This window comes from Lacticaseibacillus boliensis (genome assembly GCF_054784775.1).
In genome coordinates this window covers 122,850-149,085 of sequence record NZ_BAAIHN010000003.1, presented here as the reverse complement: position 1 = coordinate 149,085, position 26,236 = coordinate 122,850, and the positions used below count along the sequence as shown (strand labels likewise).

Below are 26,236 nucleotides of genomic sequence, written 5' to 3'. Positions count from 1 at the left end.
CGGTCTGTTCGTGGTGCATCGATCACCAACTTCTCCGCTCAGTCAGTATTCGCAACGCTCCAAACGTTGCTTTCAGACCGGCCAGATGCGATTTCATGTCCCAAATACCGAGGTGAATAATCCAGGTAATTGTAATTTACCCACAGTATGACCTCATTGAATGATGTTCAAGGCCTTGAACATCATCATAAAGGCGCACAAAAATACCGTCAGCTACAATTGCCGTTGACGGGATCATTGATACATTAAATCGCGACGTTACCAGAGAATTGACTATTATATAGATCAGCATAGAAACCGTTTTTGGCCATCAATGCGTCGTGGTTGCCGGTTTCGATGATCGAGCCGTGGTTCATCACAATGATATTATCCGCGTCTCGGATCGTCGACAGCCGATGGGCGACAACGAAACTAGTGCGACCTTTCAACAGACGATTCATCGCGTGTTGAATGTGCACTTCGGTCCGGGTGTCGACAGAGCTGGTCGCTTCATCGAGGATCAAGATATCCGGATCAGCAACGAAGGCCCGAGCAATCGTCAGTAGCTGCCGCTGGCCTTGGGAGATGTTGCTTGCCGACTCGTCCAAGATGGTGTTGTAGCCTTCAGGCAGCTGACGGACGAAGTTGTCCACGTGCGCTGCCTTGCTGGCGGCCATGATCTGCTCGTCGGTGGCATCTTCTTTACCATATTTGAGGTTATCCCAGATCGAACCGGTGAACAGCCAGGTGTCCTGCAAGACCATCGCAAAATGGCTACGAAGGTCTTCTCGTGGCATGTCCCGCGTGTCGACACCATCGAGGCGGATCGAGCCGCCTTTGACATCGTAGAACCGTTCCAACATGTTGATGACGGTAGTCTTACCCGCACCGGTCGGACCGACGATCGCGATCATCTGTCCGGGCTTGACCTGCAAGTTGTAATCGGTCATCAGCATCTCGCCGCCGTCATATCCAAACTGAACGTGATCCATGACCAACTTGTTGGGATCGTTAGGCACTGCTGGCACGTTGGAAGGCTCGTTGGTCATATCTTTTTCATCTAAGACTTCAAAGACACGCTCCGCGGACGCGATCGTGTTTTGGATCGTGTTGGCGAGGTTGGCGAGCTGAGAGATCGGCTGGGAAAATTGTTGGGTATACTGTAAGAACGCCTGCACATCCCCTAACGAGACATTCCCATTGGCAACGTTGACCCCACCGAAGATGGCAACGAAGACATAACCGATGTTGTTCAAGAAAATCATCAACGGCATGATAATGCCAGAAACAAACTGCGCTTTCCAAGCCGCGTTGAAGAAGCGCTGGTTTTCGTCGTTGAAGGCTTCCATCGCGATTTCTTCACGGTTGAAGGACTTCAAGACGACCTGGCCGGCGAAGTTTTCTTCGACTTGGTTGTTCAACAACCCCAAGGCCTTCTGCTGGGCGGCAAAATACTTCTGCGATTTTGGCGCCACGACCCCGACAATCACCAGAGACAACGGGATCGTGACCAAGGCGATCAGCGTCATCTTCCAAGAGATCGACAGCATCATCCACAACGTCCCGATGAAGGTGAACGTCGACGTCACCATCTGCGTCAGACTCTGCTGGAGGGTCGAGGCGATGTTATCCATATCGTTGATCGCCCGCGACATGATGTCCCCATTGGAATGGGTGTCATAATAATTGATCGGTACCGTCTTCATCTTGGCTTTGAGCTCTTTGCGCAACTCATAGACCGTGCGCTGAGAAACGCGGGTCATGATGTATTGTTGCATGAAGGAGAAGAAGGCCGACGCCACATACATCAGAATAACAATCACGATGATGTGTTCGATTTTAGGGAAGTTGATCGGGTATTCAGCCATCTTGATGCCGGCTTTTTGCTGCGCGACACCTTTCATATACCCTTTAAAGATTTCAGTAGTCGCTTCCCCTAAGATCTTAGGCGTGCGGATCTGAAAGATCGTCGACACAATGGCAAACAGTAACACCACGATAATGCCAATAATGCGGCTCTTCATGTATCCGAGCAGGCGCTTGCTGGTGCCCCAGAAGTTCTTTGGCTTCTGCACTAAACCGCGGCCGCGGGGACCGGGTCCCATGCCACCACTTGGACGACTCGTATGCTCTGCCATTAGGCTTCATCCCCCTTTCGAATCTGTGAGTTCACGATTTCTTGGTAAGTTTCATTGTTGGCTCTCAGTTCAGCGTGTGTGCCGCGACCGACCATCTTGCCGTCATCCAAAACGACGATGGTATCTGCGTCAGCAACCGTCGATACGCGCTGACCAACGATGACCACGACTTTTTGAGAGATCTGTTCATCGTCTTTGAGCGCTTGGCGTAAATTGGCATCGGTCTTGAAGTCCAACGCGGAGAAGGAATCATCAAAGACATAAACGCTAGCGTTTTTGACCAGCGCCCGCGCGATCGCGAGACGCTGACGTTGGCCGCCTGAGAAGTTGCCCCCACCTTGTTCGACGTGGTAATCCAAGCCTTCAGGGTTTTCAGCAATAAAGTCGCGCGACTGGGCAATTTCTAGCGCGTGCCAGATCTCATCATCAGTGGCGTTGGGATTCCCATAGCGCATGTTTTCCCGCACGGTGCCGGAAAACAGCACGGCTTTTTGTGGGACGAACGAAATGGCTTGATGGAGCTCCTTGAGATCAAGCTCGTTGACTGGGACCCCGTTGACTTTGACTTGGCCCTTTTCCGTGTCGTAAAAACGTGGGATCAGGTTGATCATCGTCGTCTTCCCGCTACCGGTGCCACCGATGATCGCCAGGGTCTCGCCAGCGTGCATGTTCACGTCGATGCCGGTCAAGGCAGGCTCTTCAGCCCCTTTGTACCGGAAGTCAACGTGGTCAAACTGCAAGCTCGGTGTCGTGCCCATTGCTTTGGGATGAGCAGGAGATTCGATCGGTGAGTTTTGATCGAGTACTTCGTTGATCCGGACGGCAGAAGCCTGCGCCCGGGGGATGAAGACCAGGATCATTGACAACATCATGAAACTCATCAGGATCTGCATCGCGTATGTGATAAACGCGATCATATTCCCGGTTTGCATAGCCTGTTGCGCGATCAGATGGCCGCCCCACCAGGTGATCCCGATGTTGGTACCAGACATGATCAGCGTCATCACCGGTAATGCCAGTGCCATAATCGTGTTGACCTTGATCGCGTTGTTAGTGTAATCGAGGTTGGCATCGTCAAAACGGTCTTGTTCGAAGTCGTCTTGGCGGAACGCGCGGATAACGCGTACACCGGTCAGGCCTTTACGGAAAACCAAGTTGATCTTATCGGTTTTCTCTTGCATCATGCGGAACAGCGGCACCGCAAACTTCATCAAGATCCCGACAAAAATCAACATCAGCGGAATCACGATCACGAAGATCGAGGTCAAGGTGTGATTCTTCTGGTAAGCCAAGAAGCTTGCCCCGATGAGCATGATCGGCGCCATGATCATCATCCGCAAAATCATCATCCAAGCGTTTTGTAGCTGGGTGACGTCGTTGGTCGTCCGCGTGATCAAGGAACTGGTACCGATCGCATCCATTTCATCATGCGAATACTTCAGCACTTTATGGTAGACATCGTGGCGCACGTTTTGGCCGAGCTTTTGCGACGTCCGTGCCGCCAAGAAGACGTTCCCCATTGCGGCCACGACTGACAACACAGAGAACAAGATCATTTTGATCCCGGTTTTCCAGATGTAATCGACATCGCCAGTCGCGACCCCGTTGTTGACGATATCCGCGGTCAGGTTTGGCAGGTATAGTGAGCTGATGACCTGCACGACCATGAACAATGCCGCACCGATCACCGCCCAAGGCGACATGCGGCCTTTGGCTAGTTTAATCATGTGTTCCCTCCTTCTTCGCGACCCCGTATTGCAACCAGGTGAGCATCTGGTTGGTACGGTCTTTCAATACTTGTACTGGTACTTCATGGCCATCATGCAGATGATTATAATAATAACCCATGGTCTGCATGAACAAGCCGGTCAGCTGACGCACCAAGATATGCACATCTTCATCACTGCGCACCCGCAAGTTTTCGCGGTCGATATGCGCCACAAAATATTGAATGATTTCGCCTTTAGGCTTTTGCGGACGTTCTCCCGGTGTCAACTTGGCTGCCGAGTGAAAGTCCATGTACATGAACACGTTGCGATAAAATTTGGCGTATGGGCCTTCCACCAAGATGTCGATCGCGCGATTGCACAAATCGTTCATGGTGGCAAAAAGATCGCCGTGGTGCTCATCGAGGGCGCTTTTTACCCACGCCGTTGTCATCTGCTTGGAGCGTTCAAGCAGATAATAGAAGATGTCTGCCTTGTCCTCAAAATATTGATAGAAACTCCCCCGCGGGATCCCGGCATCTTTAATGATGTTGGAGATGCTGGCTTCATTGAACGGGGCGCGCGTGAACTCGGCATACGCCGCTTTGATCAAACGATCGCGCTTGGCTTCAGGCAACCGAAAAAAGGTTGATTTAGGCATGTCCTGCTTCCTTTCCGGCCGCAAGTTGCGGCTCTGGTGTTATGGCGACTGGCATTCAAACCTGCCAATCGTGACTTTGACCCCGGACGCAACTCAGGCGTCAACTCTTAAAGAGTTAACGCCTGTCGGGCCCGAGAAAACATGACAGTTTGTCATGTGACAACTTGTCATTATACGCGGGTGTTGTTTTATTGCAAGGGACTTTTGCCCTAAAAAGAAAATTTCATTCAGCGAGTTCGCCTGCCACCTTGGCTAACGCGGCCTCAGTCGTCAGATTGACGCCACACACGCGCCACTCATCGCCGTTCACATCAAGCCGAGTGACGCTGGCGTTTTTCAACAACGTGGCGGGTAGCTGTTCCGGTGCCAACCAATTCACCAAGGCGCTCAAGAAAACGCCGTGGCTGACGACCAACACATCGGCTTCTGCCGGCTGTTCAGCAACAATGCGTTTGAAGCTATGTTCGACCCGGGTACGCAGCGCAGGCAGCGACTCCGCTTGGCCGGTGTCATCCATGCGCTGAAAATTGCGGATCAATTGCGCAAACCGCTCACCACCAAGCCACGCCTTGGTCATGGTTTTAACCCCATAACGTGCCAATGATGTCTGCACCAAGCGACGCTCGGATTCGCCTTCGAGCTGGCCAAAATAATACTCCCGCAGCCCAGCGAACTCTTTCAGTGAGACGCCTGGATGGGTTTTTAGAATGATCTCTGCTGTGGTCACCGCCCGACTGCGATCGGAGCTATACGCGGCCGAAAACGGCACGCCTTGTAGCAGTTTGGCGGTTTGTTCCGCCTGCTGGCGTCCTTTGGCCGTCAATACGGCATCGGTGATGCCTTGCAACTGAGCCGACTTGTTCATGCTAGTTTCGCCGTGGCGGACGAGATATAACCGTACTGTCATCATGTTCCCCCGTTTCTCATCATGGTATCGTTTTCAAACAGACTAACTTTGTAACCCTTATAGTTTCATGCTATCATATTCAGGAATCTAACTATACAGACTTAAGTCGGAGGCAAGCCCGTGAAAATCGCGCAGATGTTGCTTAACTATTTACAAACCCATCCAATGAGCTATCAGCCGGTGGCGCGTGGATTGCAGAACGTCGTCGCCTTTCGGATGCCAGACACGGTGATTTTTCCTTACCAAGCCCAGGTTTTCCCTGACAACCGGCTCGAAGCGACCCGCCTTGACGCGGATTTCATCGCGGCTAATCCGGAATTGGTCCGCTGGTTGGCGAACCAGATCGATCCAGACGAACCTCCTGTGCCTAGCGAGCTGTGGCTGACGCTCAGCCACGCCACAGACCTCAACGAAAACTTTATCGAGGTCAGCTTTGAGTAAACCGGTGCTGGCGCTGATTCAACGCACCGTCCAGGCGAGCATCCTCGCCTTTTTATTTTGGGTGGGAATGGCGGCGATGGGTTGGCGCTGGCTGATTTTTCTGGTCATTCCGACACTGATTTATGCGCTGGCATGTCTGCTGTACGCCTTATTCTTATGGCACAATACGCACTGAATTTGCAGAAGGCAAGTCTCCGGGCTCGCCTTTTTGAATAGCTACTAAAAGCATCAAAAAAGCCGCCACATCAACGATGTAGCGGCTGTGATCACCCGTACGGGAGTCGAACCCGTGATTCTTGGCTGAGAACCAAGCGTCTTAACCACTTGACCAACGGGCAATGGCTCTATCAGAACAGTTATTTATATTACAGGATAACCAGAGTTTGGTCAAGCACCTCCCGCACTTTTCTTCACGCCGAGATGAATCACGCGGCTGAACCGCAGATAGGCGACGAAGTGGAACACTACCCCCACGATCAACAACGCCCCTGCCAACCAATTGGAAAAGAAACTGGCGACGATCGACAACAGATAGATGCCGACCGACCGGGCGGGATCCATTCGAATACGACTGTAGTGCGTCTCGATACCTTCCAGATTGCGCAGTTCGACATGATGTTCTAAGAACCGATACACCATCAAGAAACTGGCCGAAATCAAGATCGCCACGATGTCGTACACAATGAAGGCGACTTGAATGTCATCAGCATTGCCGTTGGTCAGCGCCTCGATCAACAACACCATCGCGTAGTTCACCAAGGTCACCGTGAACAATAACACCAGATTCAAGATATTGAGCATCCGGTTCGTTTTTTTCACATATTGAAAATAATCATGATGGAATAACCAGCTGGTGCCGACGTAAAAATATGACATCAGATACATCAAAAACAGCGGCCCCTGGCGGCTGATCACATGGCCCAGCGTACCAGGAGTGATGGTCGACGGCTTGAATTCTAAAATCAAGATCGTCAACAAAATGGCAAAAACGCCATCGCTCAATGCATTGATCCGCTCCTTTGACATCATGTCGCCTCCTGTTAGGCGGAAACATTCCCACCTTTTCGGATCATTATACATTGTGCACCATCAAGATGCAACGCTCACCCCCGCCGGTGCCAACACCGTCAGCATGTATGCCCAGTTCCGTCGTTGCGTCGCTACCGGCCATTGTTGTGGTATCGCATAGCAGTGTTGCTCGCCACCGATCACAAACTGCAAGCGCGATTGGGTCGTGTCTTCTGGGTCTGGAGCCAGTGTCAAAGCCGTCATCCGACGTAGCGAAAACCCCTGTACCCGAATCAGCCAGCCCAACGCTAGCTCTGCGACCCACAGTGTCGTTGACGTCGCCACGAGCAACACACGCCGAGACTCGAGAGCAGCCAACAAATACGCGTTGGCGATGTCCCACTGGGCCTCCGCTTCGCTGACCGGCCGCCGCCATTCGTGTGCCCACACCCAGTTGTCGCCAGCAGGAATGCCGCGTTTGCCTAATTGCCGCTCGACGCGCGCGGGTGTTGTGTGCTGATTCAAGAAAGCCATGACTATCACCTCCAGACTCAATGATTCCGCTTACATCACGATTATAACCCATTAGTTCCCCGAAAGACGACAAAAACGCCGGCACACACCACCCCATCGATTCGGGTGAAGTGTGCCGACGCTTGTTTACGTTTTTTAAGCTTAAAGGTTGATATCCATGTCAAACGTCAGCTTCGATAGTTCGAGGCCTTGCATCACATAACTTGCGATCTGCTTTTTGGTTTCAGCCTTGACCATTGCGACCAGCTGATAGTTGGCAGCGGTCAGCGCTTCGGTCAAGTCGTTACCGGTCAGCTCAGCGGTTTTTGCATCCGTTTGGGCTAAGTGGATCCGGAAACGGCGGTTAAGCTCGGTCAGGTAATCGCGATTTTGCTGAATGAAGTGGCTGTAGTGGCTTTCTACTAACATACCCAGCTCACGATGCAACCAATAGGCCGAGTCTTTATCGACGTCCATCGTCATCGGTGTCTGGTTATACGACGGATCGGTGTCTTCAGCGTTGCAGTAAAACGGCACGTATGGCGAAAACGTTGGCACCCCAATGTTCAGCCACATCACCGCCGCTTGGCCTTCAGGCACGGCGTTGCGTACCTGCAAGATATGGGAATTTTGCGTCCGGTTCAAGCCGATCGGCCGATAGCGATGCTTGTCTTCGTCGTTGCCGTGGCCTAACGGATCAAAACGCGTCTCGTTGTAGTGGCTCCCTAAGATGTAGGCGATGTCTTCGCGCGTGATCTTGTGGTCTGTGTGCATGATGAATGGTAGCTCTGCTGATTCTGGTTCTTCCGGAGTTTCTGGATTCAAAATGTGGTGAGCATACCAAACTCGCGGGGTGTTGTAATGCCGATCTTTTTCGTTCATCGTCCCGAAGATATGGCGGAAGTTCCAGCCTTCCTTGTCAGGATTGAGGTGATGAGTCGCAACGAAGTCTTGGATGCCTTCGCTCCAGATGAAATTGTCAGAATCGTCGAAGTCGACTTGCTGAATCGCCACTTGATTCGCCGCAACGGCATAAGCGTCATCAGGGATACGCTGGGCTACCCAGTGATGACCGGTGACGATTTCCATGTACCACACATTATCTTTGTCAGAAAAAAGCACAGAATTACCTGCAGGCGAACCATAAGTTTTGATCAGTTGGCCAAGGTATTCGACCCCGTGGCGAGCAGATTCGATGAAGGGTAGCACCATATTGACGATCAAGTCTTCATCCAAACCGTCTTTTTCTAGCGGATCAAATGCCAAGGCGCGTTCGTTCCCATAAGTCGACTCGGTCGCAGACATCGCAACGTTCTTCTCGTTAATGCCACTTTCCTCGTAGTCACCTTCATGCGCGTTATCGACATTAGGTACAGCGTTGTAACGATAGCCGTTTTCCGGTAATGGTGCCTCAAAATTGTTCAGCGGTGACTTCACCGTGAGTCCTTTTTCACCTTTCCACGCTGGGTGCATATAAAAACGTTGCGGTGTCAGCGGCTTGAACGTGTCATCGTTACGCGCGATCATGGTCGTGCCATCGATACTAGCAGCTTTCCCCACCAGGATGGACGTACATGCAGATTCGATTTTCATTAAGTGCCCCTCTTTTCCAAATAAATTAGTTTAAGTGTACGCCGGAATCAAGAAATTTGCACCTCTTGCAATTTTTTCTGACGAAACGTTGACACAACGCCGGATATTTTGTAAGATATTACTCGTTGCTAAGGCAACGCAGATCATTGGGTAGTAGCGAAGTGGTAACGCAGTGGACTCTGAATCCATAATCATAGGTTCGATCCCTATCTACCCAACTTATAACAATCATTGGCTGTCACCGGTTAATTAATACCGGAATGACAGCTTTTTATTTACCTTCATCTTCGAGTCCGAACTTCTACACAGCCATTATTCTGGCGCACTTCCACCACAGACTGTTCGTTGCTTGCGATTCGCGCCTGAATGTCTCCGGTCTAACCCGTTCAGCCTTCTTGTGCATTAGAGCACAAATAGGCTCGCAATTCGGTTTTGCACCTGCTATGATTAGGGAAAAGGAGAAATCTGTGATGCAATATCAATGTTCCGGACTTCCGAAAACACAACTATTGTCACTTGACGACGCGATCGCACGCTTCAAATCACAACTACATCCCGGCCGGATCGGCCATATTCTCGCCGTCGGGGGAGAACCTTTGCCGGCGCTGACCCTCGATTATCAAGTCGATTTTGAAGGTACTGTCCACGTGGTGTCTGCATTGACTGATGATTTGCCAGAAGCCGATCGTCAGGCCTGGCAAACAGTGATCGACTGTTATCGCGATTAATTGATTGGAGGTTTATCATGGCAAAACATACTGTCTTACCTTGGGGCATCGTCGCCACCGCCGCGGGTGCTGTCACCATTGTTTCCGGCGCCTTGACCCTTGCCAGTGGCATCTTGGTAATCGTTAAAGATCACGCGACTACCACCCAACATCATAAAAAATGAGGCTCTCTGCAATTGAGAACCTCATTTTTTTAGTTTTGCAGTTGGTCGACCATGTCCGCCAACAGTTGGTGCGTCAGCCGGCTGGTTTCTGGCGGCACCGGATTCTCTCCGGAATTGGCCACCGCGTTGAAAAATGCGCGCACTAGCGGTGCAAACCCACGTGTCTCTAACATTGGTTGCCAGTCTGGCGAGTTGACGATGGTGTGGCTGCTACCATGGTAGGTGTGACTGATACTGAGGTCTTCCACGCGGAACAGTCCGTTAGGTGTACCCACTGCCGCTTCTTCCAGGTTGGTCCCTGCCACCATGTTGATAGAGGCATCCCCGCGAATACCACTTCCCATGAACGTGACGCCGGCTTGTTCAGCATGACCGTCTTTATCTGTATGCAACGTATACCGCGCTGTTGGCTCGCCAGGAAAACCGGCCAGCGCCAACGCGGTATCTAGTGAGTGGATCAGCAAGTCAAAAATGGCATCTTTTGGTGCTTGCGGATGGGCAACGCGATTCTTGGTGACTTGAATCAGGTTCTTCTCTGGTAGATCGATCAGCGTCTTGATGGCAGGTGCGAAACGGCGATTAAACCCAACCGTCAACAACTTTTGATGCTGAGCTGCTAGCAAGTACAGCTCAGTCACCTGATCCATATTGGTCGCCAGCGGTTTATCGACAAACACGTTCACGTTACGTGCCAAGAAGTGCTTGACCAGTTCGTAGTGAACCGCGGTGGCGGCATGGATCATCACTGCGTCAAGTTGCATCTTGTCGAGGTCTTCGACCGCGGTGCCAGCGGCCACCATGTGGTACTGATTCGCAATATTGGTTACCTTCTGCAAATCACGGCTGACTAGGTAGAACTGGGCTTGATCTTGAAGCTGAGCGTAAATTGGTAAGTAGGCCTTCTGCGCAATGCTGCCGAGGCCGATGACTCCGATATTTAACATACGATCACCTATTTTATTTTGATACCTTCACGCTAGCACAGGGCAAGCTCGGGCACAAGTTATCTGCGGATTCCTAGTAAAATGCTAACGATATGCCTGCCAAAACAGCTGCGCGGCCAACCCGAACGCCGCCAACGCAATCAAGATCCGCAATGGACGCAATGGTGCGTGCCGCACGATGATCGGACCACAATAGCCGCCAATGAACAGCCCGAGTCCAAGCGGAATGACCATCAGCCACGCAATCGGCGTCTGTACCATATACACCACCAGCGAGATCGCGTTGGCGCCAAAACACGCCACGTTTTTTACGGCATTCACCACCGGTAGCGGCTCGGTCATCGTCGCGCTCAAGATCGCCAGCATCACCATCCCTCCGGCCGCTCCGAAGTAGCCGGTGTAGATTCCCACGCCTAACGCCCCAAGATTGGCCCACAGGGTCGCGTGTGTTGCATGCCGCGGCGTTTGTTCCTTGCCATGGCGCCACTCATCAATCAAGAGCAAACAACCAGATGCCAAGATAAAAAACGGCACGACTTTTTGAAAAGAATCCGCTGGCAAGCGCACCAATAACAGCGCCCCCAAGATACCGCCTATGATCGTCATCATCACGATCTGCACCAGCTGCTTAGCCCGACCACGGAGTTCTCTCAACGAGCTGACCGTTGACCCGATGCCCGACCAAAACAACCCAGCGGTGTTGGTGACATTGGCTGTCACCGGTGGTAGCCCAAACGCCAACAGCACCGGATAGGACACTAACGATGCCAGGCCCGCAACCGATGACAACAACCCGGCGGCAACACCGGCAACAACTAAGATCAAAAAATTCAGTGTATTCATTGGCTTGCCTCGCTTCTCTCTTATCTATCATACCGCGTATAATCAAAAAAGCGCCCCGAAAATTTCGGGACGCTTTGCGATTGACCTTAAAGTTAGGCGCGCAAGCTTACAGGCGTGCGTTCAGTTCCTTGGTCAGATCTTCGTAGCCAGGCTTGCCGAGCAGACCAAACATGTTGCGCTTGTATGCTTCAACACCTGGTTGGTTGAATGGGTTGATCCCGTTGAGGTAACCGGAAACAGCAACCGCGTATTCGAAGAAGGAGATCAAGTAGCCCAAGGTGTAGGCGTCTTGCTTGTCGATGGACACGGTCATCACTGGCACGCCGCCATCGGTATGGGCGAGAACAACACCTTCGTAGGCCTTGCGGTTAACGTAAGACATCTTCTTACCTTCGAGGAATTCAAGGCCGTCTTTGCTGCCCTTTTCAACCGGGATGGTAACATCCTTGGCTGGGTTTTCGACCCAAACCACGGTTTCCATCAAGTTGCGCAGGCCTTCTTGGATATATTGACCCAAGGAGTGCAAATCGGTGGTGAAGTTAGCGGATGATGGGTAGATACCCTTTTGATCCTTACCTTCGGATTCGCCCATCAATTGCTTCCACCATTCGCCAAGGTATTGCAAGGTTGGTTCGTAGTTTTCAAGCAATTCGGTGGTATAGCCCTTACGGTACAAAATGTTCCGGTAAGCGGCATACTGATAAGCTTCGTTCTTAGTCAGATCAGCGTCAGCATAAGCTTCACGGCCAGCAGCAGCGCCCGCCATCAGCTTGTCGATGTCCCCGCCGGCAACGGCGATTGGCAACAAACCAACAGCAGAAAGAACGGAGTAACGGCCACCCAGATCATCAGGCACAACGAATTCTTCGTAGCCTTCTGCATCAGCTTCGGTCTTCAACGCGCCTTTAGCACGGTCAGTAGTCGCGTAGATGCGTTTCTTCGCTTCTTCAGCCCCGTACTTAGCAATCAGCTTAGCCTTCAAGACCCGGAAAGCGATCGAAGGTTCGGTGGTGGTCCCAGACTTGGAGATCACGTTCAACGAGAAGTCGCGGTCGCCGATCATTTCGATCAAGTCTGCGAGGTAAGAACCGGAGATGGAGTTGCCAGCAAAGTAAACTTCTGGCAGCTTGCGGCCTGGTTCATAGTTGCGGAAGGTGTGGGACAAGAAGTCAAAGGCCATACGTGCACCTAAGTAGGAACCGCCGATACCGATTGCCACGAAGACTTCGGAGTCGGATTGGACCTTCTTGGCCGCTGCCTTGATGCGGGCGAATTCGTCCTTATCGTAGTTCACCGGCAGGTCTAAGAACCCGCGGAAATCAGCGCCGGCACCGGTGCCTTCACGTAATTCTTTGTCAGCAGCAGTAACCAATGCTTGCATTTGGTCGAGTTCGTGTGGGGCAACGAACTTGTCCAACTTTGATGCATCAAATGAAATTGTAGCCATTATCTGCGTTCCTCCTAAATTTTCACTCAAACACATTTTCAACTTTAAACACTATACTTTGAAAAAGCAAGACGCCTATTGTGAAAATTATGAAAATGTTCACAGCAGACGTCTTTCCTCTATATTATCATGTCATAACCGCACTGACGAGTAAGCGCTCTAAAAGACGGCGATTACTTCATCATCCCGAGGACAACCCCGCCGGCGATAATCAAGATTGCACCCCAGGTCACCCAAGTCATTTCCTTATGGGTCTTGCGTTCGCCCAGCAGGAAGATCGAGCCAAACGTGGAGATCACGATCCCCATCTGTGACATCGAGTAGGCAATCGCCAACCCGACAGAACCCATTGCCACCAGCATAAACACGTTCCCGGTGCCCCAAAGCAACCCGGTGACGATGTTTTTGGCCGTCGCTTTTTGGAAAGCGTCGTGGCCGATCGAGAACAAAAGCGCGCCAACGAGCATCCCAATTGATTGTGGCAGCACGACGGCGGTCGCGCCGAGGTGGCCGGCATTGACTACGATGGTGTAACCGGCATAGCCTGCCGTCGAGATCAGCAAGGTGCGGATCCCTTTGCCGTAGGACGTCGAAGCGCCGGCATCAGCCATTTTCTCCTTGCGAGAAGACAGCGTTGCGCCGACAACCAAGAGGACCAAGGCCAACAGCCCCATAGTGATATCTTTGCCGGTTTTCCATTCGCCAAACAACAGCGCGCCTGCCAAGGTACTGGCAACCAGTTGCATCCCTGTTGAAATCGGCACGGTCATCGACACACCGACATACTTCATCGCTTGGAACTGCTGGCTTTGACCCAAGGCCCAAAACAGCCCAGACAAGATCCCGAGCAACCAGACCTTTGAATCCATCACTGGATGCGCGAAGAACCAAGTCCCGATACCAAAGAACAAGGCCCCGATCGTCATCCCCAACGTCTGCTGATAAGCGTTACCGCCAAGCTTACCACTTACTAAACCGATAGACCCCCATGCAATTGCCGGGATCAATGCGATAATGATTGCCATTACCTCTCCTCTTTCCATTTAAAAATTATTCAAGTTGATTTCTGTTGTGTTCAATCAAAATACACAAGTAGTTATTCTATCGTGATTTCGTTTTCAATTCAACCGCTCTAGACCGAGGATTGCGCCTTGCAACCGGATACTGAAATCGGTGCCAGTAGCTTTCACGACCGCTCACAAACAGTCAGTAACGCCCAACTTACGCCATCCGTCATCACGCTTTCAAAAATTTTTAAAAACACGAAAAAAACATGTGACAACTGCTGTTTTGTCCTGTTTTGCCATCGAAATGTCATTTTTGTTTCAAACTTCGCAATGAAACTTTCTTGTTTTCAGAAAATCCGCATTCTTGCTGATCCAACGATAAGCTGATTAATGTTATTTTCAGCTTACCTATCCCAGTGTATCAAAAAAAGCCCGAATCAACTGATTCGAGCTTTGAGAATTCCTCAACGCCGGGGCCGACACAGGCGAAACGCCAAATAACCGCACAAGGCGCCGGTAACATTGAAGATAACGTCATCGATATCTGCAACACCAGAGATCAGGAGAAACTGGAGACATTCGATCATCAGGCTCAACGCCAAACCACCCAATGCCACCCGAATGAACCCGAAGCGATGGGTCAAACTCGCCACTCCCCAACCAAACGGCAAGAACCAAATCACGTTGCCAAGTGATTGATACCAAAAGTCAAACTGACTTTGCCCCTGCCGTAGCTTCAGCGTCTCAATCAACGGGGTGGTGTTGATCACGCTAAGTGACCGATGCCAATGCAGTTGCAATTGCCACGGGTAATAAACATCCCGAAACACGGTCAGCGCCAGCAACAAGATAATATAGCCGGCAAATACCGCCACCTTCAGCTCGTGGCGCAATGCCAACGGTCGGCGGAACAGCACGGCACTGCCCCAGCGCACGGCCAGAAAAATGATCAGGTACAGTAGCGTTTTATCTAATGAATAAAAGACCAGACGTAACAGCGGCCAGTGGTTCACTTCAGCAAACCGACTGGCTGCGACGATCCGGTATAGGGGCCCAAGAAACAGCATCACATTCCTCCACGTCTTCATTGTAGCAGAGACACCAGGCCCTTGAATATGTCACGACCGAACTTAAGACTTCTATTAAACTCCTGGCGAAGTTTGCGACGACCAAAGGACACGGGTACAATATGGAAGACAATATCTCAAGGAGGCGCGACAGTGCACAAGCTTATTTCCCGCATGCGATCGACCAGGCTCGGATTTGTGTTGCTTCTATTAGCCTTATTCTGGGTGAAGACGATCTTCGCCTATCATGTCGATTTCACCCTCGGAGCGACCGGCATGATCCAGCAAGGCTTGTTACTGCTCAACCCGATCGGCACTGGCTTGCTACTTCTTAGCATCGCCATGTATCCCAAGCGTCCACACACCGGCTACATCATCGCCATCGTCGTGTATTTGCTCTTGAACGTCTTGCTGCTGGCTAACGTTTTGTATTACCGCGAGTTTAGCGATTTCTTAACGATTGCCACCATGCTCGGGGCTTCGAAGGTCTCCCAAGGACTCGGGGCCAGCACGCTCAACATGATGACGCCGCGCGACTTGGTCTACCTGATCGACATCGCCCTCGTCATCGTGGTCGAGCTTGGCGCCGCACTACTCAACATCTGGCGTTACCTGCAAGGACAAAAGTTACGCTGGCCGCATTTTGGCTTCCACCTCGATCGCCGGCGAATGAAATTCCACTTACCACAGGCAGTTTCTGTAATCGCCTTGGCGCTTTTTGCCGTCAACATGGCGATTGCTGAATTAAACCGTCCGAACTTGCTGACACGGACTTTTGACCATAATTACACCGTCAAGTATCTCGGCCTGGCGCCATTCACACTGTACGACGGGGTCAAAACAGCGCAAAACTCTCAGGTCCGCGCCCAAGCCGACGCCAGCGACATGGATCGGGTGCTGGATTACACCCGCAGCCACTACGCAGCGCCCAACATCCAATACGCTGGTGTTGCCAAAGGCAAAAACGTAATCATCATCCACTTGGAATCCTTCCAGCAATTCTTGATCAACTTCAAGGTCGATGGCCAAGAGGTCACGCCTTTTCTTAACAGCCTCGTCAAAGACAAGAATACCTTGTCGTTTGACAACTTCTTCAACCAAGTCGGCGCAGGTAAAACCAGTGACGCGGAAAACATGTTGGAAACCGGCATGTTCGGGCTCGAATCTGGCAGCCTGTTCACCAGCCTCGGCACTGATAACACTTTCGAGGCCGCACCGGCAATCCTGAACCAAAAGGATAACTATACCACCGCCGTTTTCCATGGCGGTGACGGGAGTTTCTGGAACCGTAACAACGCCTATAAAAGCCTGGGTTATCAGTACTTCTTCGATGGTAATTTCTACGCCCATGCCACCGATCAAACCACAGACTATGGCATCAAAGACAAGCTGATGTTTGGCGAGTCGATCAAGTATATGGAACGCCTCCAGCAGCCGTTTTATGGCAAGATCATCACCACCACGAATCACTATCCATTCTACATTGCTGATTCCGATACCGATTTTCCAGACGCCGGCACCAACGACCCGACGATCAACGGCTACTTCCGCACCGCGCATTACCTCGACGCTGCGCTGAAAGAATTCTTCGCCTATCTCAAGAGTAGCGGGCTTGATAAGAACTCCTTGGTCATGATGTACGGGGACCACTATGGGATCTCCAATGATCGCAACAAGACGCTGGCGCCGCTTTTGGGCAAGTCGGTCAAAGACTGGAGCGACTACGACGACGCTAGTCTGCAACGGGTGCCGTTGATGTTTACCATGCCAGGCTTAAAAGGCGGGATTCGCCATACTTATGGTGGTGAGGTCGACGTCTTGCCAACCCTCTTGCACCTGCTCGGAGTCAACTCCAAACCCTACGTGCAGTTTGGCACCGACCTTTTATCTGCCCAGCACGATCAAACCGTTGCCTTCCGCAATCACAACTTCGTGACGCCTCGCTACACCGTCATTGGCAACACAGTTTACCTCAACCGCACCGGCGCAGTAATCCAGCCTAACGCCAGCCTCAAGCGCCAGCTCAAGACCACCCAACAAGCTGTCAATCAAGAGCTCAGCTTGTCGGACACCGTCGCTTCCAAAAATCTGCTACGTTTCTACGTTCCGGCAGGTTTCACGCCGGTAGCGCCTAATACGGTCGATTACGCCGCCAGCCTCACCAGTGTCTTGAAAACAGAGAAACAACTTGGCAGTCAATCCAAGTCGCTGTACAGCCAAAACCACGACCAAAGCACCATCAATGATTTCCATACGGACGCGCCCGAGGCCGCAAGCGACCCGAGCGTCCTCACCAAATTCCCTAAAAGCGTCTTGAAAGCGCAAGCCTCTAGCAGCAGTTCCTCAAGTCGCTAAGCGACATGCATACGGCAACGACCCCAACGTCACCAAAAGCGGGTAGTTGCCGTATTTTAGTGGCTTTTTTCTGCCGTGTTTGCCAGATAAGTCTGGCAATCGATGGCTGGTAACGTGATGAATTCGCCAGAAGTTCATATTTTGTTCAAAAGTCGCCGCTATACTGAAACTATTCAGTGAGGTGACGACATGCGGTTTTTAGAACGAGCGATCAAAGCACTTAGTTACCACCGCTGGCTATATCTTGCCAGCACGGTGGTCGTGTTTTGCTTTACCCTGCTCAGCGTTTGCCTCTTGACCGCCAACCAACTGAACCTCAACAGCCAAAACGGCTTTAAAAGCCGCCTGTGCCAGTTCGACACTGGCGCCTTACATTCCGCCAACCACCTGATTGCGGAAGTCCAATCTGCTTACACCCAAGTCTCGGTGCAGTATCAGGCCTGGTGGGCCGATGCACTCATCGGCTTGGCGCTTGTCGCAGGCGTCACTGCGATCGGTGCAGCGTATCACCGGCGGCGTGAAACCACGGCTTATCTGCTTGTCGGTAAAAGCCCCGCAGATATTGTCGCCCAGTATTTACTCGAAAACTTCGTCGTGTTCGCAGGCGGCTTCGTCTTAGCGATGATCGTGGCAATCTTCCTGACCCAAACCCTCAACGATCAGCTACTCGGATTTAATCGCTACCTTATCGATCACCACCTCAGTAGCCAATTGAGCGCGACCACTTTTGACAAAATCACCAAGCAGCTTTTTGCCCACCGGATCACTGATTTTTCTGGCAACGATCTGGTTTTCGCTCACCGCAAGCCGCAACCGCTGAACAGCCAGCTGATTGGCGGCTGGCAAACGTTCGTCAGCGGCGCCGCGACGGTATTGATCACCCAAGGCGTCGTCTTGTCAGCCAGCATCTGGTGGCAACGTTTGCGCCTACGTCATCACGGATAGGAGGTCTGTTTATGCCGCTTTTTCACTCGCATCTCACGCAACAATTGCAACACCGCTTGCACACGTTGTTTCCCACGTCAGCCCTTTATTACATTCAACTCGCTGACCAAGCACATGTCAGCGCCTGCTTTCAGCATTACACGCAAGCGTTCACCGACGCCAATATCACCAAACAACTGGGACTGATCACCGTCCCCGACGCTGGGATCGTCCCTTACCTCACCGTTCGTAGCAACATCTTGATCAACGGGCAACACCAATCGTTTGATCTACTGCCTGAGGCCATGCGCAAAGACACCCTATTTTTGGATGCCGACGCCAGCACGATTTCCGCCGCTCAAAGTTTATACGTGCAACTTTTCCGCAACCTGCTCGCTGGACGCCAGTTCCTGTTGATGCGCGACTTTCCCGAGACAATGACGCCGCAAGAGACGCGCCTGTTTCTCGACTGCGCGCAAGAGGCAGTCCATGCGACTAATGCCCACCTGATCATCCTAACGACTGACGCTGGACTGATCGCGGCGAACCCGACCACCAGCTGGACAACCGCGCCACAATTGGTTCACCAAGATGCCACCGCCTAGCGCGATGGCATTATTTGCGTTAAGCTCGAGAAAAAGGAAGTGTCTTTATGCCTATCGAACCACTCGTTGCCACCGATGACGCCGCCATTGCCGCAATCATCCGCCAATGCCTGCAAGCCGCAGGACTCGATCACCCCGGTACCGCGTACACGGACCCCGAGCTCGACCATCTCAGTAACTTTTATGCCGCCGCGACGAATCGCGCCTATTTCGTCTATCGTGAAGCCGGATGCGTCTTAGGTGGTTGTGGTTTCAGCGCGTATGACGATGTGCGCCAGATCGCAGAGCTCCAAAAACTCTATCTGCTACCAGAGGCTCGCGGCCGCCACCTAAGCCGGCGTTTACTCACCTACACCGAAACCCAAGCCCGACGAGCTGGTTGGCGCCAGCTGTATCTTGAGACCCATACCAACCTCCCGATCGCGATCCACCTTTACGAAACCAGCGGCTACCACCGCCTGGACAAACCGCTCCATCAAGGCGTCCACACCACGATGGATCATTTTTACCTCAAAAACTTAACCAACGCTTAGCATCCAAAGAGCCCACAACCGATTTTGGTTGTGGGCTCTTGTATTTGGCCGCTTAGCCTTCTGCGATGGCGCGTTGCGACTGGACTTTGACGCCGGCCGTGTTGATCGCCAAGGTTTGGATCTGCCATTGCGGATGCTTGACGCGAGCTTGATGGACGAAACGTTGCACCTGTTGCTTATCTTGGCTGATGGCCAACATCGTCGAGCCAGCACCCGAGATCACGACCGGCATGCCAAGTTTGGCGCCAAGCGCACGCATTCCTGCAAAATCAGGGATCAGCGCCGCCCGGTACGGCTCTTGCATTTTGTCCTGCAGTGCCGCTTGCAACAATCGCCCGTCGCCACGTTCCAAAGCAGTGCAGGCCAAGGCGCAATGGCCCATCTGATAGCTGGCGTCGGCATAGCTCATTTGCTTGGGCAACACCGCGCGTGCTTCTTCAGTACTCAGCGGGGTGTCTGGAATCACCACAGCAAACTGCCAGGACGGATGGAGATGATAATGGGCAACCACCGGCGCATTCGCAGTCATGATGGTGGCGGTCAGTTGCCCAAAAATGGCAGGCGCAACATTGTCCGGATGGCCTTCCATTGCCGTTGCCAACCCGAGCATGGCAACGTCATCAAGCGGATGCCCAAACCATTCGTTGGCCCCGGCCAACCCTGCCACGATACAGGCGGCAGAGCTACCGAGTCCGCGCACATCTGGGATCTGAGAATCGACATGGAGATGCACGCCGGGTACGGGCTCGCCGATGGCTTCACAGCCTTTGACAAACGCCTGATAGATCAAGTTGTCGTCGTTATGAAAACGTGGATCGCCGCCTGTGATCGTCACGCCTTGAGCCTGCGCTTCGAACTCAACGTTAAGATACAGATCTAAAGCCAGCCCCATGACGTCATAGCCGACGCCAAGGTTAGCACTGGTTGCCGGAACAGATAACTTGAACATCACAGCATCTCCTTTGCAAGTTTAGCCACCCAATCGGGCATCGCGTCTGGGGCGAGCAATTGGTGGTGACGGACAGAAAGCTTTGGCAACATCGCCAGCGGCTGCGGAATCGCGACGCCGCTGTGGGCAACCAGTGCCTGCATGGCCGCAAAACCATCGGCGAAATCTTGATGTAACACGGCCTTGGCGACCACCTGCGGGAACTTATACGGACTGGCTGTGCTCAACAGCACGGTCTGGCCAGCAACGTTGGCTTTTTGCATGACGACATAGCCATTGGCGGTGTGCGGATCCATCAGGTAGCCGGACTCGCGGTCGACCGCTTCGATGGCGGCGATCACGTCGTCATCTTGGGCGGCGCCGCCAATAAAGTCTTCTTGAATCGCGGCCAGCAAAGACTGCGGTACCTGGTAGCGACCGGTAGCCTGCAGGTCGGCCATCAACTTGGCGACCAGTTGGGTGTCGCCGTTGCTCTTATAATAGAGAAGACGCTCTAAGTTGCTCGAGATCTGGATATCCATCGAAGGCGACACTGTCTTCAAAAACGCGCGGTTGCGATCGTAAACCCCGGTTGCGAGAAAATCAGCGACTTCTGAATTGGCGTTGGTGGCGACAATAAACTTGTTCACCGGCAAGCCCATCTGCTTGGCGTAATAGCCTGCCAGCACATCCCCGAAGTTGCCTGTTGGCACGGCAAAATTCACAGCATCACCAGCTTGAATCTGGCCGGCTTCAACGAGTTGGCGGTAAGCAGCAAAATAATACACGACCTGTGGGGCCAGGCGCCCGATATTAATCGAGTTGGCAACCGACAATTTGACATGATCCAGGCGCGCAGCGAGTTCTGCGTTATTGAGCATCGCCTTGACCGCCGTTTGGGCATCATCGAAGTTGCCTGTGATCGCCGCCACCGCAGTGTTGGCACCACCGGTAGTCGTCATCTGGCGCTCCTGGATCGGGCTGACGCCACCGTCCGGATAAAAGGTTGCGATGCCAGTTTGCGGCACGTCTTTGAAGCCTTCAAGCGCAGCCTTGCCGGTGTCACCGCTGGTGGCGGCGAGGATCAACACGCGGTCGCTTGGCGCCAATGCAGCTTGCAACAACCGTGGTAACAGTTGCAACCCGACGTCTTTGAACGCACTGGTCGGGCCATGGAACAGCTCTAAGAAGTTGGTTGTCTTAACCCGGTGTAGCGGCGTAATGCGCGAATCCGCCCATTGATCGCCGTAAGCGGCGGTGACCGCCTGTTTTAAGGTGGCTTTTGAAAAATCTGGTAGCAGCTCCGTCAACACCATCACCGCTTGGGCTTGGTAGTCGGCCTGTAGCATCTCATTTAAGTCGAGGCGCGGGAATGTCGGTAGTACATAAAGGCCGCCGTCTGGTGCGAAGCCTGTTTTCAAGGCTTCTTGACTGGTTAATTGTAGTTTTGCGTTGCGGGTGCTCGTATACATTCGGATCGCCTCAATTTCGATTTTGGTCGCTTTTAGAACCAGCGACGTTTTTTGGTTGCATTTGAATACTTGCTATGATAATCTGTTCAGTATTCAAATACAAGTGTTTATTGTTTAAAAACACAGAAATGAGGCCCGTATGCAAATCGCAATCTTAGGTTATGGCACCATCGGTAGTGGCGTCGCCAAAATTATTGAGCGCCAAACCAACCAAACGAAATCTCTCCAGGTCACCCACCTTTTAACAAAACCTGAGAACACGTCGATTTCACGCCTGGCCACTGGCGACATCACCAAGCTTCTCGCCGACCCCGATCTCGATGCCGTTGTCGAAACCATGGGTGGTATCGAACCGGCGCACACCTATATCATGCAGGCCTTAGCCGCACACAAACACGTGGTGACCGCCAACAAAGCCGTCGTCGCCCGTTACTTACGTGACTTCACCGAAGCCGCCGAACAAAACGGCGTTCATTTCTACTATGAAGCCAGCACCGGCGGCGGCATCCCTTGGCTGAAAAATCTGGAAAACGCCGTACGCGTCGATGACCTGTCGACGATTGCCGGTATCTTTAATGGAACGAGCAACTATATCCTCGACCAAATGACCGCTACTGGTGAAGATTTTCGTCCTGCTTTGGCGCAAGCCCAAGCGCTGGGTTACGCTGAAGCCGATCCGAGTGCGGATATCGACGGTATCGATGTTGCCAACAAACTACGCATCTCTAGTGCGATTGCCTTCAATTCCGCGCCTAACTTCGTGTTACCGACGATTGGTATCCGCAACATCACGGCCGGCGACATTGCTTGGGCCAAAGCCCATGGTCTCGCTATCCGCTTGATGGGCGAAGCCGTCCGCAGCCACGATCGCTTCGCCGCTGTCATCGCCCCAACGTTGGTGCCTGAAGCCAGCTTGGAAGCGCAATGCCCAGATAACAACAACCTGATCCGCCTGGTCGGCCCGACGATCGGTGAGCTCCAGTTCTTCGGCCAAGGTGCCGGCCAGCTCCCGACAGCTCACGCGATCGTGCAAGACCTGCTCGACATCGTCAACAACGTCCCGCATGTTTCTCGGCACTTTAACCGGCAGTTGCAAAACGATGCCACCTTGCTCCAAGGAGACTACATCTGGCGTGACGTCGAAGGCACCCACCTCATCGAAGCCACCACCGCCAGTGAAATGGCAATTCGCTTGCAACAACACCCAGAAGCTTCTGCTTTACGCGTCGGAAGGGAGGTCAATCATGAAAGTCTGCAAATTCGGCGGGTCCTCAATGGCCAATACTGAACAATTCACCAAAGTCCGTCAGATCCTCGAAGCTGACCGCAATCGCCGCTTCATCGTTGTTTCCGCCGCCGGCAAAGACGCCGTACATCCGGTCAAGTTGACCGACCTATTGTTGCGTATCGCCGCCAGCGACGACCAGTCACTGTTTGACGATGTCAAAGCGCGCCTAGAACCGTTAAAAGAAGAGCTACACCTGCACTACGATCTGGATGCCGCCGTCGCAACCATTCAGTCTGAATGGCAAGCCCATCACGACCACGACTACCTGGTCTCTCGCGGGGAGTTCCTGACCGCACACCTGCTGGCGGAATATCTCGGCTGGCCCTTCCTTGACGCGATCGACCACATGCTGTTTGTCGACGACGAATTCGACGCCGACGCCAGCGCTCATGCTTTAGCATCTGCCCCTGATCATTTTGTCATGCCAGGTTTCTACGGTGGTGACGGGTGCGGCAATGTCCATCTGATGCCGCGCGGCGGCTCCGATATTTCCGGGGCTTGGTTGGCTAACTTGTTAGAAGTCGACTTGTACGAAAATTGGACCGATGTTTCCAGCATCTTGATGGCCGATCCGCGCGTCGTCCATGCGCCACGCGCCATCACCCAGCTCACTTATGCTGAGCTACGCGAATTGACCTTCATGGGCGCCGCGGTCTTCCAGGCTGACGCCGTTCAACCGGTCCGTGCCAAAGGCATCCCGACGCGCATCCTCAACACCAACCGGCCGCAAGACGCTGGGACACTAGTCGTGCGTGCGACCAATGTTGAAGGCGCGCTGACCGGCATCGCCGGGCGCCGGCACTACACAGTCATCACCCTCAAGCGTTATCAGCTTGCCGCCCACCTCGATGTCATCCAACATGCCTTGGCAGTGATGGCCAATCATAACCTCAAAGTGGTTTACATGCCGACTTCCATCGACACACTGAATTTGATCTGCCACGGCACCATCGACGTCGACGAACGCCATCAACTCGCCCAAGACCTCGTTGCCGTCTGCGAGCCTGATGATCTGGCAATTCAAACCAATATTGCCTTGATTTCCACTATTTCGCCGCGCTTGACCAAGCGCCCTGCCATCGCCGGACGACTCCTGGCATATCTGGATGATAACAACATCCCCGTTCGCCTTGTCAGCCAAAACTCCGGTGACTCCAATCTGCTGATCGGCGTCGCTACCACTGACTATGCCCGCGCGTTGAACGCGATTTATCAGAACTTTCTCCACACCCGCAACGCACCCGAACCTTATTTCGAAGCGTTGTAACCAAACAAACCAAAACCGGCGTTGCTATGCTGTGCAAATGCACAGAAGCAACGCCGGTTTTGGTTTATTATTCAACAGAAATCAGATTAACGTCGGTGACGCCGCGTGACAACTTCAGTGCGGCGATCAGGTCGTCCAAGGAGCCGCTCAGATTCGAGATGTCAAATGAGATGACCACGCTCGCCCAATCATGGATCGGCAGGTTCTGGTTAATGGTGATGATGCTGGCGTCGGCATTGGACATCGTGTTCAGCACCTCAGACAAGATGCCACGATCGTGATGCAACATCAACGAAATCACGGCTTTACGCTGATTAACGCCGGTGTCAGGCAAGAACACGTAGTCTTTATATTTATAATAGGTACCACGACTGATGCCGACCTGCTTAACAGCCTCTGAGACCTGCCGGACCTGCCCGTTTTCGATCAGCGTCCGTGCTTCGATCACCTTGGCGACCACATCTGGTAGGATCCGGCGATCCACAATGTAATATTTATCCACAAGTCAACCCCCGTTTCTCAATGGCTTCATTGTACCATGCACATCGCCGTTGCGGCGCAAAAAAGTAAGCGTTCACCATTCCTTAATCGTGTTCTCATTTGTTACAGTAAAGTGCTATAATGTTTGGCATATGCTTTCATAAAATTGGAGATGGAAAACTTGCGACGTGCCCTCGGTTACGTATTATTCTCAACGCTCTTGTTTAGCTCGATGGAAATTGCCTTGAAACTGGCTGGTGCTAGCTTCTCCGCACTGCAACTGAATTTCTTGCGTTTTTTGATTGGGGGAATCATCCTTTCTCCCTTGGCGATTACCTATTTGCATCAGCATCACCTCAACGCCTTTTTGCACTTGCCACTTTTCTTGGCGACCGGTTTAGTCTGTGTCGTCATCAGCATGACACTGTATCAGCTTTCCGTCATCATTGCGCCTGCAGCCACCGTCGCCGTGGTGTTTTCGATCAACCCCGTATTCGCGCTGCTTTTCTCGTTTTTGATTTTGCACGAATCCCTGTCGCGGACCAGTGTCATCTCGGTGGTGGTGTCTGTGATCGGCTTGCTCGTCATCATCAACCCCGCACACCTTAGCCAACCCATCGGCTTACTGCTTGCCTTGCTATCTGCTGTGACCTTTGGCTTGTACAGCATCTTGTCTCGTTGGGGCTCACAACGCTACAACTATAACGGCATCGTGATGACCGCAGGCACCTTCCTGGCGGGCGCCTTAGAGCTTCTTGTTCTCATTGGCTTATCTTATCTGCCGTTCGTTGCCAATCTGATCCATGGCGCCGCGGCCACCAGCTTCGTTAAGATTCCAATCATTCAAGGCATCTCGCTGGCACACTTGCCGCTTCTGGCTTACATCGGGATCGGTGTGACCGGGTTGGGCTTTGCGTTTTACTTCTTGGCGATGGAACATTCAGACGTTTCCACCGCATCGCTGGTCTTCTTTATCAAACCAGGATTAGCCCCGATCATGGCAATGATCATCTTGCACGAACACATTGCCACCACCACCGTCATTGGCGTCGTGATCATCCTGCTCGGTTCCGTCATCAGCTTCATCAACGAAGCCTTCATGGAGCGAGTCTCTGAGATGTTGCCGTTCCATCACCACAATAATGTGATTCCGCATTAAGCTGGACGCGCAGGTGACTTTTTTGGCGAATCGCTTGCATAAACAAATACCTCACGGCTTATGCTGGGAGGCATTTGTT

General features: G+C 52.5%; 25 protein-coding genes, 2 tRNA genes and 1 pseudogene. 12 read left to right on the top strand and 16 right to left on the bottom strand.

Annotation, left to right across the window (positions count from 1 at the left end; all coding sequences use genetic code 11):
- Positions 1-245 precede the first annotated feature (245 nt).
- The 4 genes from ACYVRB_RS02710 to ACYVRB_RS02695 all read right to left on the bottom strand — a co-directional run bounded on the left by ACYVRB_RS02710 (position 246) and on the right by ACYVRB_RS02695 (position 5,391).
- On the bottom strand, positions 246-2,117 hold the full coding sequence (locus ACYVRB_RS02710; protein WP_461213390.1) for an ABC transporter ATP-binding protein: 1,872 nt from the start codon (positions 2,115-2,117) through the stop codon (positions 246-248).
- Positions 2,117-3,844 carry an ABC transporter ATP-binding protein gene (locus ACYVRB_RS02705; protein WP_461213388.1) on the bottom strand — a complete coding sequence of 576 codons (1,728 nt, stop codon included), beginning with the start codon at positions 3,842-3,844 and terminating at the stop codon, positions 2,117-2,119. Before ACYVRB_RS02705 ends, ACYVRB_RS02710 begins: the two co-directional genes overlap by 1 nt.
- Positions 3,837-4,484, bottom strand: coding sequence for a TetR family transcriptional regulator (locus tag ACYVRB_RS02700; RefSeq protein WP_461213387.1), 648 nt, complete (start codon positions 4,482-4,484; stop codon positions 3,837-3,839). The genes ACYVRB_RS02705 and ACYVRB_RS02700 overlap by 8 nt, the downstream gene beginning before the upstream one ends.
- A gap of 223 nt (positions 4,485-4,707) precedes the next feature.
- Entirely contained in the window at positions 4,708-5,391 is a 684-nt protein-coding gene (locus tag ACYVRB_RS02695) for a histidine phosphatase family protein (protein WP_461213386.1), read from the bottom strand.
- A gap of 120 nt (positions 5,392-5,511) precedes the next feature.
- Here ACYVRB_RS02695 and ACYVRB_RS02690 point away from each other — a divergent pair, with 120 nt between their 5' ends.
- Together ACYVRB_RS02690 and ACYVRB_RS02685 are read left to right on the top strand one after the other, a co-directional pair.
- Positions 5,512-5,832 (top strand): hypothetical protein, encoded by a 321-nt coding sequence (locus tag ACYVRB_RS02690; RefSeq protein ID WP_461213385.1) that lies wholly within the window; start codon positions 5,512-5,514, stop codon positions 5,830-5,832.
- On the top strand, positions 5,825-6,007 hold the full coding sequence (locus tag ACYVRB_RS02685; RefSeq protein WP_461213384.1) for a hypothetical protein: 183 nt from the start codon (positions 5,825-5,827) through the stop codon (positions 6,005-6,007). Before ACYVRB_RS02690 ends, ACYVRB_RS02685 begins: the two co-directional genes overlap by 8 nt.
- A gap of 91 nt (positions 6,008-6,098) precedes the next feature.
- Here ACYVRB_RS02685 and ACYVRB_RS02680 read toward each other — a convergent pair.
- The 4 genes from ACYVRB_RS02680 to ACYVRB_RS02665 form a co-directional block, all read right to left on the bottom strand.
- Positions 6,099-6,170, bottom strand: a tRNA-Glu gene (locus ACYVRB_RS02680).
- Positions 6,171-6,219: 49 nt separating this feature from the next.
- Positions 6,220-6,858 (bottom strand): TMEM175 family protein, encoded by a 639-nt coding sequence (locus ACYVRB_RS02675; RefSeq protein ID WP_461213396.1) that lies wholly within the window; start codon positions 6,856-6,858, stop codon positions 6,220-6,222.
- A gap of 63 nt (positions 6,859-6,921) precedes the next feature.
- The gene (locus tag ACYVRB_RS02670; protein WP_461213383.1) at positions 6,922-7,374 is read right to left on the bottom strand and encodes a hypothetical protein; all 453 of its coding nucleotides are present in this window, start codon (positions 7,372-7,374) and stop codon (positions 6,922-6,924) included.
- A 141-nt stretch (positions 7,375-7,515) separates the two neighbouring features.
- Positions 7,516-8,946: a C69 family dipeptidase gene (locus tag ACYVRB_RS02665; RefSeq protein WP_461213382.1), complete on the bottom strand. Its 1,431-nt coding sequence runs from the start codon at positions 8,944-8,946 to the stop codon at positions 7,516-7,518.
- 147 nt (positions 8,947-9,093) lie between these two features.
- Between ACYVRB_RS02665 and ACYVRB_RS02660 the strand changes: the two genes are divergently transcribed.
- The 3 genes from ACYVRB_RS02660 to ACYVRB_RS02650 all read left to right on the top strand — a co-directional run bounded on the left by ACYVRB_RS02660 (position 9,094) and on the right by ACYVRB_RS02650 (position 9,838).
- A tRNA-Gln gene (locus ACYVRB_RS02660) sits at positions 9,094-9,164 on the top strand.
- A gap of 252 nt (positions 9,165-9,416) precedes the next feature.
- A complete protein-coding gene (locus ACYVRB_RS02655) occupies positions 9,417-9,674 on the top strand; it encodes a hypothetical protein (protein ID WP_461213380.1) in 258 nt (85 codons plus the stop codon).
- 17 nt (positions 9,675-9,691) lie between these two features.
- Positions 9,692-9,838, top strand: coding sequence for a hypothetical protein (locus tag ACYVRB_RS02650; RefSeq protein ID WP_461213379.1), 147 nt, complete (start codon positions 9,692-9,694; stop codon positions 9,836-9,838).
- A 29-nt stretch (positions 9,839-9,867) separates the two neighbouring features.
- On the opposite strand, the gene ACYVRB_RS02645 is transcribed toward ACYVRB_RS02650, so the two are convergent.
- The 5 genes from ACYVRB_RS02645 to ACYVRB_RS02625 form a co-directional block, all read right to left on the bottom strand.
- Positions 9,868-10,782 (bottom strand): Gfo/Idh/MocA family protein, encoded by a 915-nt coding sequence (locus tag ACYVRB_RS02645; protein WP_461213378.1) that lies wholly within the window; start codon positions 10,780-10,782, stop codon positions 9,868-9,870.
- A gap of 84 nt (positions 10,783-10,866) precedes the next feature.
- Positions 10,867-11,625, bottom strand: a complete 759-nt coding sequence (locus ACYVRB_RS02640) for a sulfite exporter TauE/SafE family protein (protein ID WP_461213377.1) — start codon at positions 11,623-11,625, stop codon at positions 10,867-10,869.
- Between the two features lie 106 nt (positions 11,626-11,731).
- Positions 11,732-13,072 carry a glucose-6-phosphate isomerase gene (locus ACYVRB_RS02635; protein WP_461213375.1) on the bottom strand — a complete coding sequence of 447 codons (1,341 nt, stop codon included), beginning with the start codon at positions 13,070-13,072 and terminating at the stop codon, positions 11,732-11,734.
- A gap of 173 nt (positions 13,073-13,245) precedes the next feature.
- Complete coding sequence (locus ACYVRB_RS02630; protein WP_461213373.1) at positions 13,246-14,097, bottom strand: GRP family sugar transporter; 852 nt, start codon at positions 14,095-14,097, stop codon at positions 13,246-13,248.
- Between the two features lie 446 nt (positions 14,098-14,543).
- A complete protein-coding gene (locus ACYVRB_RS02625; protein ID WP_461213372.1) occupies positions 14,544-15,146 on the bottom strand; it encodes a VanZ family protein in 603 nt (200 codons plus the stop codon).
- 174 nt (positions 15,147-15,320) lie between these two features.
- Here ACYVRB_RS02625 and ACYVRB_RS02620 point away from each other — a divergent pair, with 174 nt between their 5' ends.
- The 4 genes from ACYVRB_RS02620 to ACYVRB_RS02605 all read left to right on the top strand — a co-directional run bounded on the left by ACYVRB_RS02620 (position 15,321) and on the right by ACYVRB_RS02605 (position 19,563).
- The gene (locus ACYVRB_RS02620) at positions 15,321-17,501 is read left to right on the top strand and encodes an LTA synthase family protein (protein WP_461213394.1); all 2,181 of its coding nucleotides are present in this window, start codon (positions 15,321-15,323) and stop codon (positions 17,499-17,501) included.
- Between the two features lie 189 nt (positions 17,502-17,690).
- Positions 17,691-18,446 (top strand): FtsX-like permease family protein, encoded by a 756-nt coding sequence (locus ACYVRB_RS02615; RefSeq protein ID WP_461213370.1) that lies wholly within the window; start codon positions 17,691-17,693, stop codon positions 18,444-18,446.
- Between the two features lie 11 nt (positions 18,447-18,457).
- Positions 18,458-19,030, top strand: a complete 573-nt coding sequence (locus tag ACYVRB_RS02610; RefSeq protein ID WP_461213368.1) for a hypothetical protein — start codon at positions 18,458-18,460, stop codon at positions 19,028-19,030.
- 47 nt (positions 19,031-19,077) lie between these two features.
- Positions 19,078-19,563, top strand: coding sequence for a GNAT family N-acetyltransferase (locus ACYVRB_RS02605; RefSeq protein ID WP_461213366.1), 486 nt, complete (start codon positions 19,078-19,080; stop codon positions 19,561-19,563).
- Between the two features lie 52 nt (positions 19,564-19,615).
- On the opposite strand, the gene thrB is transcribed toward ACYVRB_RS02605, so the two are convergent.
- Together thrB and thrC are read right to left on the bottom strand one after the other, a co-directional pair.
- On the bottom strand, positions 19,616-20,512 hold the full coding sequence (thrB, locus tag ACYVRB_RS02600) for a homoserine kinase (protein ID WP_461213365.1): 897 nt from the start codon (positions 20,510-20,512) through the stop codon (positions 19,616-19,618).
- Positions 20,478-21,963, bottom strand: a pseudogene (thrC, locus tag ACYVRB_RS02595) (threonine synthase). The gene thrB and the pseudogene thrC overlap by 35 nt, the downstream one beginning before the upstream one ends.
- A gap of 139 nt (positions 21,964-22,102) precedes the next feature.
- Here thrC and ACYVRB_RS02590 point away from each other — a divergent pair.
- Positions 22,103-23,251, top strand: a complete 1,149-nt coding sequence (locus ACYVRB_RS02590; protein ID WP_461213364.1) for a homoserine dehydrogenase — start codon at positions 22,103-22,105, stop codon at positions 23,249-23,251.
- The gene (locus ACYVRB_RS02585; RefSeq protein WP_461213363.1) at positions 23,208-24,518 is read left to right on the top strand and encodes an amino acid kinase family protein; all 1,311 of its coding nucleotides are present in this window, start codon (positions 23,208-23,210) and stop codon (positions 24,516-24,518) included. Before ACYVRB_RS02590 ends, ACYVRB_RS02585 begins: the two co-directional genes overlap by 44 nt.
- A 67-nt stretch (positions 24,519-24,585) precedes the next feature.
- Here ACYVRB_RS02585 and ACYVRB_RS02580 read toward each other — a convergent pair whose 3' ends face one another.
- Positions 24,586-25,020, bottom strand: coding sequence for an ACT domain-containing protein (locus tag ACYVRB_RS02580; protein WP_461213361.1), 435 nt, complete (start codon positions 25,018-25,020; stop codon positions 24,586-24,588).
- 159 nt (positions 25,021-25,179) lie between these two features.
- Between ACYVRB_RS02580 and ACYVRB_RS02575 the strand changes: the two genes are divergently transcribed.
- Positions 25,180-26,157, top strand: coding sequence for a DMT family transporter (locus ACYVRB_RS02575; protein WP_461213360.1), 978 nt, complete (start codon positions 25,180-25,182; stop codon positions 26,155-26,157).
- Positions 26,158-26,236: the final 79 nt, after the last annotated feature.